General features: G+C 68.9%; 9 protein-coding genes and 1 pseudogene. 4 read left to right on the top strand and 6 right to left on the bottom strand.

The features are described 5' to 3' along the window. Positions 1–27: 27 nt before the first annotated feature. The 3 genes from cydB to hisC all read right to left on the bottom strand — a co-directional run bounded on the left by cydB (position 28) and on the right by hisC (position 3,916). A complete protein-coding gene (cydB, locus tag ACIQ9G_RS19845) occupies positions 28–1,032 on the bottom strand; it encodes a cytochrome d ubiquinol oxidase subunit II (protein WP_403610973.1) in 1,005 nt (334 codons plus the stop codon). Between the two features lie 20 nt (positions 1,033–1,052). After that, entirely contained in the window at positions 1,053–2,561 is a 1,509-nt protein-coding gene (locus ACIQ9G_RS19840; protein WP_403610970.1) for a cytochrome ubiquinol oxidase subunit I, read from the bottom strand. A gap of 275 nt (positions 2,562–2,836) precedes the next feature. Next, on the bottom strand, positions 2,837–3,916 hold the full coding sequence (gene hisC, locus ACIQ9G_RS19835; RefSeq protein ID WP_403610967.1) for a histidinol-phosphate transaminase: 1,080 nt from the start codon (positions 3,914–3,916) through the stop codon (positions 2,837–2,839). A 425-nt stretch (positions 3,917–4,341) separates the two neighbouring features. On the opposite strand from hisC, the gene ACIQ9G_RS19830 reads away from it, so the two are divergent. The 3 genes from ACIQ9G_RS19830 to ACIQ9G_RS19820 all read left to right on the top strand — a co-directional run bounded on the left by ACIQ9G_RS19830 (position 4,342) and on the right by ACIQ9G_RS19820 (position 7,893). After that, positions 4,342–5,454 carry a LacI family DNA-binding transcriptional regulator gene (locus ACIQ9G_RS19830; RefSeq protein ID WP_392195929.1) on the top strand — a complete coding sequence of 371 codons (1,113 nt, stop codon included), beginning with the start codon at positions 4,342–4,344 and terminating at the stop codon, positions 5,452–5,454. A 299-nt stretch (positions 5,455–5,753) separates the two neighbouring features. Next, on the top strand, positions 5,754–6,845 hold the full coding sequence (locus ACIQ9G_RS19825) for a metallophosphoesterase (protein WP_403610965.1): 1,092 nt from the start codon (positions 5,754–5,756) through the stop codon (positions 6,843–6,845). 181 nt (positions 6,846–7,026) lie between these two features. Continuing rightward, entirely contained in the window at positions 7,027–7,893 is an 867-nt protein-coding gene (locus ACIQ9G_RS19820; protein WP_403610962.1) for a hypothetical protein, read from the top strand. 23 nt (positions 7,894–7,916) lie between these two features. On the opposite strand, the gene ACIQ9G_RS19815 is transcribed toward ACIQ9G_RS19820, so the two are convergent. Continuing rightward, on the bottom strand, positions 7,917–9,020 hold the full coding sequence (locus tag ACIQ9G_RS19815) for a hypothetical protein (RefSeq protein ID WP_403610959.1): 1,104 nt from the start codon (positions 9,018–9,020) through the stop codon (positions 7,917–7,919). A 163-nt stretch (positions 9,021–9,183) separates the two neighbouring features. Further along, positions 9,184–9,315: pseudogene (locus ACIQ9G_RS19810) on the bottom strand (thiamine biosynthesis protein ThiC); the annotation flags it as partial. Between the two features lie 74 nt (positions 9,316–9,389). On the opposite strand from ACIQ9G_RS19810, the gene ACIQ9G_RS19805 reads away from it, so the two are divergent. Beyond that, positions 9,390–10,955, top strand: a complete 1,566-nt coding sequence (locus ACIQ9G_RS19805; RefSeq protein ID WP_403610956.1) for a recombinase family protein — start codon at positions 9,390–9,392, stop codon at positions 10,953–10,955. Positions 10,956–11,093: 138 nt separating this feature from the next. On the opposite strand, the gene ACIQ9G_RS19800 is transcribed toward ACIQ9G_RS19805, so the two are convergent. Next, positions 11,094–12,461 (bottom strand): replication initiator, encoded by a 1,368-nt coding sequence (locus ACIQ9G_RS19800; RefSeq protein WP_403610954.1) that lies wholly within the window; start codon positions 12,459–12,461, stop codon positions 11,094–11,096. Positions 12,462–12,528: the final 67 nt, after the last annotated feature.

Here is a 12,528-nt window from a genome sequence, read left to right as displayed (position 1 = left end):
TTCACGTGAAACACACCCCGTTCGGACTCAGTGCGCGGCTTCGGCGATGTGCTGCGTGCCGATCCGCTTGCGGAAGACCCAGTAGGTCCACCCCTGGTAGAGCAGGACGATCGGGGTCGCGATTCCCGCGCACCAGGTCATGATGTTCAGGGTGTACGGGCTGGACGAGGCGTTGGTGACCGTCAGGCTCCACTGCTCGTTCAGCGAGGACGGCATGACGTCCGGGAAGAGGGACAGGAAGAGCATCGCCACCGCGGCCACGATCGTGACGCCGGACAGGGCGAAGGACCATCCCTCGCGTCCCGCCTGGTTCGCCACCAGCGCGGTCACCAGGGCGAGCACCGCCACGACCAGCGCCACCAGGCTCCGGCCGTTGCCCGTGTCGGCCTGTGTCCACACCAGGAAGGCCGGCGCCGCGACCGCCGTCACCAGGCCCACCCACAGGGCCAGCCTCCGCGCCCGCTCCCGGATGTCACCGACGGTCTTCAGAGCGGTGAACACCGCGCCGTGGAAGGTGAACAGGGTCAGGGTGACCAGCCCGCCGAGGAGCGCGTACGGGTTGAGCAGGTCCCAGACGTTCCCGACGTACTCCAGGTTCCGGTCGATCTTCACGCCCCTCACGATGTTGCCGAAGGCCACGCCCCACAGGAAGGCGGGGATCAGTGAGCTCCAGAAGATCGCGGTCTCCCAGTTGCGCTGCCAGTGCTCCTCGGACCGCTTGGCCCGGTACTCGAAGGCGACGCCCCGCACGATCAGGGAGACCAGGATGACCAGCAAGGGCAGGTAGAAGCCGGAGAAGAGCGTGGCGTACCACTCGGGGAAGGCCGCGAAGGTGGCGCCGCCCGCGGTGAGCAGCCAGACCTCGTTGCCGTCCCAGACGGGACCGATGGTATTGATCAGGACTCGCCGCTCCGGCCGGTCGCGGGCCAGCAGCCTGGTGAGGATGCCGACCCCGAAGTCGAAGCCCTCCAGGAAGAAGTAGCCGGTCCACAGGACGGCGATGAGGACGAACCAGACGTCGTGCAGTTCCATGACTGTGCAGCTCCCTCGGCCTAGTACGAGAAGGCCATCGGCTTGTCGGCGTCACGGGAGTCGCCGCCGATCTTCGTGGGCGGGTGGAGATCGGCCTCGGTCAGCTCGGGCGGGCCGGCCTTGACGTACTTCACGAGCAGCTTCACCTCGATGACGGCGAGGATGGCGTAGAGCAGCGTGAAGACGGTCATCGAGGTGAGGACCTCGGCCTGGGAGACGCCGGGGGAGACCGCGTGCCGGGTCTGCAGGACGCCGTAGACGACCCAGGGCTGGCGGCCCATCTCGGTGAAGATCCAGCCCCAGGAGTTGGCGATCAGCGGGAAGGCCAGGGTCCAGATCGCGATGCGCCAGTACCAGGTGGTGAGCTTCGGGCTGAGTGCGTTGTTCCGGAACAGGACCAGGTGCGGGACCTCGTCCTCGGCCACCCGCAGGTGCCCCGGCAGCAGGAACTTCTTGCGGGTCAGCCCCAGACCGGCCAGACCGATGGCGAAGGACGCCATGCCGAAGCCGATCATCCAGCGGAAGCCCCAGAAGGTGACCGGGATGTTGGGCCGGTAGTCACCGGGCCCGAACTTCTGCTGCTCGGCCTTGTTGACATCGTTGATGCCCGGCACATAGGAGGTGACGTCGTCGTTGGCCAGGAAGGACAGCACGCCCGGGATCTCGATGGCCACGCTGTTGTGGCCCTTCTCCACGTCGCCGTAGGCGAAGATCGAGAACGGGGCGGAGTCCTGGCCGTTCCACAGCGCCTCGGCCGCCGCCATCTTCATCGGTTGCTGCTTGAACATGACCTTGCCGAGGACGTCGCCGCTGACCGCGGTCAGCAGGCCGGCGATGACGACGGTGACCAGGCCGAGCCGCAGCGAGGTCTTCATCTCGCGGACGTGCTTCTTGCGGGCGAGGTGGTAGGCGGCGATGCCGACCATGAACGCCCCGCCGGTCAGGAAGGCCGCGGAGAGCGTGTGGAAGGCCTGGCTGAGCGCGGTGTTCTGGGTCAGCACGGCCCAGAAGTCGGTGAGCTCGGCGCGCCCCTTGGCCTGGTTGATCCGGTAGCCGACGGGGTGCTGCATCCAGGAATTCGCCGCGAGGATGAAGTAGGCCGACAGGATCGTGCCGATCGCCACCATCCAGATGCAGGCCAGATGGATCTTCTTGGGCAGCCTGTCCCAGCCGAAGATCCACAGCCCGATGAAGGTGGACTCGAAGAAGAACGCGATCAGGGCCTCGAAGGCCAGCGGGGCGCCGAAGATGTCGCCGACGAAGCGGGAGTAGTCCGACCAGTTCATGCCGAACTGGAACTCCTGCACGATGCCGGTGACCACGCCCATGGCGATGTTGATCAGGAAGAGCTTGCCCCAGAACTTGGTGGCCCTGAGGTACTTCTCGTTCTCCGTGCGCACCCAGGCCGTCTGCAACCCGGCCGTCAGAGCGGCCAGCGAGATCGTCAGGGGGACGAACAGGAAGTGGTAGACGGTGGTGATGCCGAACTGCCAGCGCGCCAGTGTCTCCGGCGCCAGAGCCAGGTCCACGTCGTCACTCTCCTTACCTCGCGGCGATCACGGCGACCGCATACCCGGGATGTAACGCACATCACGGAGCAATCGGGACGCGCTTGTGAACGCGTTCACATTCACAAGCAATTATGACGCATACCCGTTCGGCGTCCGAGGGGTGGGGGGTCCCCTCCGGCGCCCGGAACACGAAACCGCCCCCGGACCCGGTCCGGGGGCGGCACGACAGAGGGGCGGAAGAGGAACGACAACGGCAGCAAGGAGCCAGGGAGGCGGGGCCCCGGCGCCGCGGCTCAGGCCTCCTTGCGGAACGCCTCCGTCACCTTCAGGAAGATGTCGTTCGCCTCGCTCTCGCCGATCGTCACCCGCACACCCTCGTTCGGGAACGGCCGGACCACCACGCCCGCCTGCTCGCAGGCCTCGGCGAAGGCCGTCGTGCGCTCCCCCAGCCGCAGCCAGACGAAGTTGGCCTGGGTCTCGGGCACCGTCCAGCCCTGGGCGCGCAGGCCGTCGACCACGCGCGCGCGCTCGCACACCAGCGAGCCGACCCGGCCGAGCAGTTCGTCCTCGGCGCGCAGCGAGGCGACCGCCGCCTCCTGCGCGAGCTGGCTCACGCCGAAGGGCACCGCCGTCTTGCGCAGCGCCGCCGCCACCGGCTCATGGGCGATCGCGAAGCCCACCCGCAGGCCGGCCAGGCCGTACGCCTTGGAGAACGTCCGCAGGACGCAGACATTGGGCCGGTCCCGGTACAGCGTCACGCCGTCGGGGACCTCCGGGTCGCGGATGAACTCGCGGTAGGCCTCGTCCAGCACCACCAGTACATCGCCGGGCACCCGGTCGAGGAAGCGCTCCAGTTCGGCCCGCCGCACCACCGTGCCGGTCGGGTTGTTCGGGTTGCAGACGAAGACCAGCCGGGTGCGGTCGGTGATCGCGTCCGCCATCGCGTCCAGGTCGTGCACGTCGCCCGGCGTGAGCGGCACCTGCACCGAGGTGGCGCCGCTGATCCGGGTGATGATCGGGTAAGCCTCGAAGGACCGCCAGGCGTAGACGACCTCGTCGCCCGGTCCGCTGGTCGCCTGGATCAGCTGCTGGGCGACACCCACCGAGCCGGTCCCGGTGGCCACGTGGGAGGCCGGCACGCCGAAGCGCTCGGCCAGCTCGTTCGTCAGGGCCGTGCACGCCATGTCGGGGTAGCGGTTGAAGGAGCAGGCGGCCGCCGTGACCGTCTCCATCACCCCCGGCAACGGCGGATAGGGGTTCTCGTTGGAGGACAGCTTGTACGCCACCGGGCCCCCGGCCGCGGCGGGCTTGCCCGGCTTGTAGGTGGGAATACCCTCCAGCTCGGCGCGCAGCTTCGGGCTCGTCTCGCTCACCGCAGTCCTCCTCGTGACCACCACCGGCTTTCAATACTGCTCACCTTATGAGGATTCCGCGCGCCTGCGCATGGGTCGGGAGCCATCACTCGTCCGCGGAAGGCCGGACTCCGCCCGTCGCACCGGCATCCGGGGGCAACGTTGTACGAAGTTGTACGAATGAGGGGGCGCATCGCACATATATCTACGCGCCGGTGGCTCACGCCGTGGCGCGCATCACCCGTGCAGGTGAGTTGAGACCTCTTCGAAACATCGAGGGCTCGCCAGGCCCATGCGTGCCCCTACGGCACGTACTGACGCTGGACCGTTTAACTGGCATGGCTTCCGAGGAAGTTGACCGCAGATGACCATGCAGAAACGTGCCTGTCAACGCGTGCATATGCGTCCGCACTACCCCACCGCAAGAGCCCTACTATCGGCTCGCCATGACAGCAGCAGGGAAGCACCAGGTGAGCCGCGCGGAAACCTCACGTCGAGGCAGCCGACCGGGACGGGCGGGCATCAGAGACGTGGCCGCCGCCGCCGGGGTCTCCATCACGACCGTCTCCGACGCCCTCAACGGCAAAGGCAGGCTCCCGGACGCCACCCGGCGCCATGTCCGCGAGGTCGCCGACCGGCTGGGGTACCGCCCCTCGGCCGCCGCCCGCACCCTCCGTACCGGCAAGTCGGGACTGATCGGCCTGACCGTGACGACGTACGGGGATGAACCTTTCACCTTCACCGAGTTCGCGTACTTCGCCGAGATGGCCCGGGCCGCCACCTCCGCCGCGCTCGCCCGCGGCTACGCCCTGGTCATCCTGCCCGCGACCTCGCGCCACGACGTGTGGTCGAACGTCGCCCTGGACGGCACGGTCGTCATCGACCCGTCCGACCAGGACCCGGTGGTGAGCGAGCTGGTCCGCCAGGGCTTACCGGTCGTCAGCGACGGCCGCCCGGCCGGCACCCTGCCGGTCACCGCCTGGGTCGACAACGACCACGAGGCCGCGGTCCTCGGCATCCTCGACCATCTCGCCGAGGCCGGCGCCCGGCGCATCGGCCTGCTCACCGGCACCACGACCGACACGTACACCCACCTGTCGACCACGGCCTACCTGCGCTGGTGCGAGCGGGTCGGCCAGGACCCGGTGTACGAGGCCTACCCGGCGCACGACCCGTGCGCGGGCGCCGTCGCCGCCGACCGGCTGCTCGCCCGGCCCGACCGCCCGGACGCCGTGTACGGCCTGTTCGACCCGAACGGCACCGACCTGCTCGCCGCCGCCCGCCGCTACGGCCTGCGCGTCCCCGAGGATCTGCTGCTGGTGTGCTGCAGCGAGTCCACGGTGTACGCCAACACCGAGCCGCCCATCAGCACGCTCTCCCTCAAGCCCCGCCGCATCGGCACCGCGGTGGTCCAGCTCCTCATCGACGCGATCGAGGGAGTCGAGTCGGACCAGCCGGTGGAACAGGTCATACCGACCGAGTTGATCGTGCGCACCTCGTCCCAGCGGCGTCCGCCCCGTACGACCGTCAGCCCGCCCCGAGGACCGGAGGGACGGTAGGGCCACTCTTTCGCATCGTGCCGGGGTCGCGGGGCCCGGTACGTGCGTCTGCCCCCGCTCGGGCACCCGGGAGGCACCGTCGCCCGGAGCCGGCCGGATCCGGAGGAAAGGCTCCGGGCCGGCCGCCCGCCGGACCGCCGAAGACCGCCCAATCGGGGCGAAAGCCGCGGTGCACCGGAGTCCTGCTCCGATTCACCACCCCTGGGTCATCACATGGCGCGATCCGCATTCCTATGATGGGCCCACGACACCGCGGGCCGCTGCGACCAGGCAGTCCGAAGCGGTGCAGCTGCGGCGCGATGGTGGAGGGGTCGATGACTCAGGGGGCCGGTCAGGGACCCGAGGTGGAGCGGACGGCGACGCTGCGCGACTTCCGGGTACCCGCGTACGTGCCCGAGACCGGTCCGTACGCCCACGGCGCGCAGCCCGCCGACACCGCCGCGCCGGCCCGGGAGGGCTACCCGGACGCGTACACGCCCACGCAGCGCGACCTGCCCGTCATCAACCGGGGTGACACGGTTCAGGTGGCCGTCGACCCGGCCGCCGCACCGGCCCCCGGGGCCGCCACCGGCCAGGGCCCCCTGTACGTCGTCGGGGACGTGCACGGCTATCTCGACGAGCTCCTCGCCGCGCTGCGGGAGAAGGTGCTCGTCGACTCCGAGGGCCGCTGGTGCGCCGGCACCGCGCGGCTGTGGTTCCTCGGCGACTTCACCGACCGCGGGCCGGACGGCATCGGCGTCATCGACCTGGTGATGCGGCTGTCCGCCGAGGCGGCCGCGGCCGGCGGCTACTGCAAGGCGCTCATGGGCAACCACGAGCTGCTGCTGCTCGGCGCCAAGCGGTTCGGCGACACCCCCGTCCACTCCGGCGCGGGCACCGCCACCTTCCAGGCGGCCTGGCTGCTCAACGGCGGCCAGAAGTCCGACATGGACCGCCTCCAGGACCACCACCTGCAGTGGATGGCCCGCCTGGACGCCGTCGAGGAGGTCGACGGGCACCTGCTCGTGCACTCCGACACCACCGCCTACCTCGACTACGGCGACTCCATCGAGGCGGTCAACGACACCGTGCGCGAGACCATCACGCGCAACGACGCCGACGAGGTGTGGGACCTCTTCCGCAAGTTCACCAAGCGCTTCTCCTTCCGCGACGAGGGCGGCGCCGACGCCGTGCGCTCCCTGCTCGACACGTACGGCGGCAACCGCATCGTCCACGGCCACAGCCCCATCCCCTATCTGCTGGGCGAGGTCGGCTCGGAGGACGGCGAGGACAACGCGGGCCCCGTGGTGGAGGGACCGCACGTCTACGCCGACGGACTCGCCATCGCGATGGACGGCGGCGTGACCATGGCCGGAAAGCTGCTGGTCCAGCAACTGCCGCTGGACGTCTGAGCGTTCACCGGCACGGCCTCTCGCGGTCGCGGACGCGCAGGTCCGCACCGAATTTGTGGAAACCCCCTGTCACCGCGCGCCGTCACGGCTCTACCATCGGCTTATCCGTAGCAGGCTCCCCTCCGTTTCTGCCCGACGGCTCGCCGGCGTGCGAGCCCCAAGCCCTACGGAGCATCGGGGGATGCACATGAACAGCGTTCCGCAGCACCTGCTGAGCGAGGACCGCCAGGAATACGAGCGGATCCTCGATGAGGCGCTGCGCTCCGCCCCGCACCGCCAGGAACTGGCCGCTGTCGGACAGCGGCTCAACCTCGAACAGCTGCGCACCATGGCACTCGACGCCTCCGCCCTCATCACGGCGGCCGCGGCGACCGAGTACCAGCACTACGTGAAGATCCGCGAGGAACTGCGCCGTCCGGAGCAGGCCACGGCGTCGCCCGTCCGCGAGGCCGGATCCGCCGAGCCGGGCGCGGGCGCGGTGGGCATCGCCACCACCATGGGGGAGGTCGCGGAGACGACCGGCGCGGGCGCCGTCGCCGTCGTCGCCGTTCTCGCCCCCGTGCTGGCCGGGACCGCGGCGGCCCTCTTCCTGCTCGTCGGCTACGTCCTGAAGATGCTCGACCCCGCGCCGGCCTTCGCCCAGACCATGATCACGACGGGCTGGGTGTTCGGCGCGGTGACCGCGGCAGCGATCCTCGTCGCCGCCGTCGGGCTGCTGCTCACCGCCCTGCGCAACCGCCCCTCGCCGACGGCCGGTCCGTACGGCGCGCTCGACGAGGAGGTCGCCCGGGCCAGGGACGCCTGGCGGGAGGCGCTGCTGGAGCGCGGCATAGTGCCGTTCCTGCGCGAGGCGCTCACCGACCGCGGCTCGAACGCCCCCCGGACGGCACCGGCCCCCTCGGCGCCGACCGGCCGTATGCCGCGGCTCGGCTACGACCGTCCCGGCTTCAGCAGCCCCGACGACGGCAGCCCGAGCCACCGCACGAGCTTCACCAGCCCCGACTTCACCAGCCCGGACTTCGGAGGACCGGAGCACCAGCCGGAGTGACCCGGGCGTACGGGTCGCCCCGGCTACAGACGTCTGAGGATCTGCGCTTCCACCCGCTCGACGAGCGTGCGGCTGTAGGCATGGACGAGAGCGAGGTGGAACAGCGCCGGGGCCAGCGGCGCCCACCGGTGCACGCGGTCCTCCCGCATCATGTACCGGACCACCGGGGCGGGCCGGAAGGGCACGTAGTCGATCGTCTGGTGCTCCCAGCGGTCCGCGACGCCCCGGCTCATCCGCTCCTGCAGGTCCGTGCTCTTCAACTCCTTGAGCCGGGCGTAGTAGTGGGCGCTCCAGTGCCGCCGCTCGACGTCCAGGACGAAGGCCAGCAGGTCGACGGTGTACTCGTGCGGTTCCAGCGACAGTTCCTCGCGCATGCCCCGGCGGCACACGGCGTGCAGGTCCGGCGCGCTCCGCCCCGAGGAGTCGATGTGGCGTGACAGGCCCTCGTTGACGGAGGAGTTCCACACCCCCGGTGCCATCCGGACCCGGTCGCTGCGCCGGCTCACCACCAGCATGTCGTCGGCGGTGACCACCGCGACGTTGACGGCGAAGCTGCACTGCAGGAACGCCGGGGCCCGCAGCGGCTCCCCCGGGTCGAGATAGCGCGAGCGGGGAGTCGCCCCGTCGGGCAGTCGGCGGTCGAGCTGCTGGGCGGCGAGGAAGGTGTAGTAGTCGGTCGGCCGCAGCCGCAGATGCACCTCCGGGGTCTCGTCGAGGGCGGTGCGGGAGATGCCGAACGACTCCACCGCGTACCGCGGGCCGTTCCACACCGGGGTGCGTCCCTCGGCGCGCACACGCTCGCTGTCGGCGGCGACCTCGTCCCGCCAGGGCGCCATGTCCTCCGGCAGCCTCACCTCCTCGTCGAGCACGTGGACGAAGACCGTCTCGGGAGGGATCGGCGTCTCCCCGTCCCCCTCGACGATCAGGGCCGAGGTCTGCAACGGCCCGAGGGAGAAGGTGCGCCAGGCGGGACTGGACTCGTCCCGGCGCCGCAGCGTGCGCAGCGCCCGCCCCGAGCGCCCACGCAGCCGGAACCAGGCGTCCTGCAAAGGCTGTTGGAACAGCACCGCGAACAACATGCCGATGACGGCGCCCGCTACTCCATTGGCAACATCGATCCCACCCACGCCCCCGACAGTAGAGATCTTGCTCCCCACGGAACGCCGTCGTGCCCCTTCCGTTACGACACCGGCTCCACGGGGTCCGCGCTCCGTGCTCCGCGCTCGGGCTGACGCGGCCGGGCACGGGGCACGGGGTGGAACACGGACCCCGCGGTGGGGCGCTCGGGTGTCAGTCGGTGATGGGCAGGTAGACCCGGTTCCCCGCCTCCGCGAACTCCTTGGACTTCTGGGCCATGCCCTCCTCGATCTCGGCCTGACCGGTGCCGTGTTCGCGGCGGATGTCCTGCGAGATCTTCATCGAGTACAGCATTAACAAAGGTCACACATACGCTACGGTCGTTCCAGCAGCCCAGACATGGACCGAGGGGGAGCATCGTGGGCAAGCGCGACGAGGTGATCAGCAAGCTGCGAGGCGTGCCGGAGGGACTGCCGTCCGTCGAGGAAGTACGCGCCATGCTGGCCGCCGATCCCAACCTGAAGTGCGTTGTCTGCTACGCACGTATCTCGTTCGACGGCCGGGTGAAGGACGCCCACGGCATCGAGGACCAGCACCGGGACATGACGGAGGCCGCCGGCAGATTCGGATGGCTGGTCGTCTACCGCTACACAGACAACGACAAGAGCGCCAGCAAGGAGAGCGTGGTTCGCGACGACTTCGAGCAGTTGCTTGCCGACCTTGCGGCAGGGGCGACGCCGGAGGGGTACCCGGTCCACGGAGTCATGGCCGTGAACGACGACCGTCTGTACCGGCGCCCGAGCGATTGGGAGCGGTACCTGAAGGCATTCACCTCACAGGAGGAACGCGTCTACCACGACTCGAACGGCGTCCAAGACCTGTACGCCGAAGGGTTTGAGATCAAGGGACTGGTGGGGGTCGCCATGTCCCTCAGCGAAACCAGGAAGAAGCAGCGGAGGAGTCGAAACAGCCACCGCAACCGGGCGATCCGTGGGCAGTCGGTCTCGGCATGGCGCCCTTTCGGGTGGGAGGACGACAAGGTCACCCTGCGGCAGAAGGAGGCCGATACGATCCGGAAGGCTGTGCACGACGTGATCGCTGGAGCTTCCATCTCGGAGATCACGCGGCAGTGGAAGGAAGCCGGATACATCACAAGCCGCGGGAACCCCTTCCAGTACCAGACCGTCAAGCAGGTCTTGATGAACGCACGGCTCTGTGGGTACCGCGAGATCAAGGGGGAACTCGTCCGCGACGGCGACGACCAGCCGATCGTGGGCGGGTGGGAGCCCGTCATCACGCCGAAGCAGTGGTTCGCTGTTACGGCAAAGATCAGGGAGCGGGGTGGCGGAACGGGCATGCCGCGCGGCGGCTTGGTCCACAAGTACCTGCTGACCGGCATCCTGCGGTGCGGCAACGTGCTGGAGGACGGCACGGTCTGCAACAACAAGATGATCGGGATCAAGGCGAACGACTGGCTCAAGTACGAGCACGCCTACATGTGCAAGAAGACCGTGGACGGTGGCTGCAACAAGACCTATAAGCGCGGCGACAAGACAGACGACATCATCGAGGAACTGGTGATCGCGAAGCTGGAACGCGAGGCGGCGACCAAGGCCCAGGAGGTGCCGGACTGGGACAAGGCCGCTGCGCTGGAACGTGCACTGAAGAGCCGCAGGGAGCTTGAACGCCGCTGGCACGACGACGAGGACACGGACATCGACGACGAGACGTTCTTCCGTAACCTTCCCGTCTTCGAACGGCGGATCAAGGAGCTGCGGACCGACCAGAAGGCGCACGAGGCGTTGAAGGCCGAGGCCGAGGAGGCCACGGAGGACATCCGGAAGTCCTGGAAGACGAAAACGCTCACGCAGAAGCGGGAAGCGATCAAGAAGGTGCTGAGTGCAGTAATCGCCGTGCCGGGCGGAAAGGGCAACAAGACCTTCGATCCGGATCTACTCAAGCCCGTGTGGCGGACCTCCGAATGAGCTGAAGTCCCAGGATCTCCCCCACGCTCCGTAGCTGATAATCGGAGAGCGGGGGAGATTCACGTAGTTGTCGATCAACCCACGCTTGGACCGCCGCCTGCTCTCGGTCCGTGCTGCTCGGTTTCCTCCGGGGGTTGCTCAGGTGACATCACCGCCAGCCTGGAGAGATTCGGCGGCCGCAGCGCGGTTGTGGGCTATGTCCTCTGCTACTCCAGCCGCGATGAGTGCGGCGCCCGGAGTGTGGCCGGAGCCGACGTAGCGCCAGTCGCGTTCGATGACCGCTTGGGGGATGTCGACGTGACCCATGTGGTGGGCACGTTCGGCGCGGAGCGCTGCATATGTCGTCGAATAAGCCCGGGATTTGGTGAGGATGTGGCCCCGGTAGCCGAGGTTGTGCACCCAAGCCCGCAGGTTGAGTGGGCCGTACTCCGGCAGACCGCCAAGGCGCCAGCAGGCACGCATGAGAGCACGGACGTGATCGCTGACAGCTGCTGACTCGATATCTGTCCGGGTGGTGAGTGGGCGGTCAGTGCCAGCGCCGGTCTCACTCGCGCCTTTCGTGACGTACTTGGCCACGTACGCAGCCACGGCGTCATCGTCAGGGCCGTCGCCGTCGGCATGCAGGGGTCGGGCGTCGACCTGGACGCCCCAGCGCAGTGCCAGCTCCCCCGCGGCAGGGCTGTAGGGAGTGCGGACCATGACCCGTCGGGCTGAAGCCCACACGGCATCGGCCACGAGGTCAGTGGTGGCCCAAGCCGGGGGCTCGTCGTCCGGCCCGTTCGCACCATCGAGGCGGATAACAGCGTGCACGTGGACGGCCGCGCGTTTCTGGTACTCGGCCACGCGCGTGAAGGACAGCCGCGCATAACGGGCGAAATGGGATTGTACGAGGCCGACCGAGGAGGCAAGGCGCCGTCGGACGTCGATGACGAACCGATCCCATAGCTTGGAGGCATGCGCGTGCCAGAGGACATGGGCGGTGTAGTCGTAGCAGTCCGGGCAGAGAGGTTGGCCGACAGCTGAAGCGTCCGGGACATGAACCGTGCCGCAGCCGCGGGGACGGCCGTGTTCGCATGTGCCGCCGTCGCGACGGGGACGGCAGGGCTCACCGGCACGGTGGACGGCCCCGAAGGACGGGGCGGTGAGAGTGACGAAGAGCCGGGGCCGGTGGCGGACTGTTGCCGGGACGTTCTTGCCGCCGAGTAGGCCGGCGCGGACGAGGTGGTACGTGTCTCCGGCATGGAGCCGGGAGCAGGCGGGACAGACGGTTGCGCGGCGGTTGCGGCAGCGGACGAGGAGCCGTTCGCAGGGTTCGTTGCGGGTGTCGTAGTGCTGGAGGATCTCGCCGGTTGTGGCGTCCAGGGTGGCAGTAGAGCCGGAGAGGTGGACGGGATGGGCACAACCGCCGGTTGCGGTGACCTGCTTGAGCCAGCGGGGAAACTTGGGATCTTGGACGAGGCGGATGGCGTCGAGGTCTGCTTCGGGGAGCTGACGCAGGCGCGCCATGAGAGCCAGGACGGCGCGCCGGTCAGTCGGGCTGATCTCCGAGGTGATGGTGGTGACCTTCCAAGGT

This window comes from Streptomyces sp. NPDC096152, from assembly GCF_044763235.1.
Classification (GTDB): Bacteria; Actinomycetota; Actinomycetes; order Streptomycetales; family Streptomycetaceae; genus Streptomyces.
The sequence above is the reverse complement of the archived record's forward strand: the minus strand, read 5'-3'. Positions and strand labels throughout refer to the sequence as shown.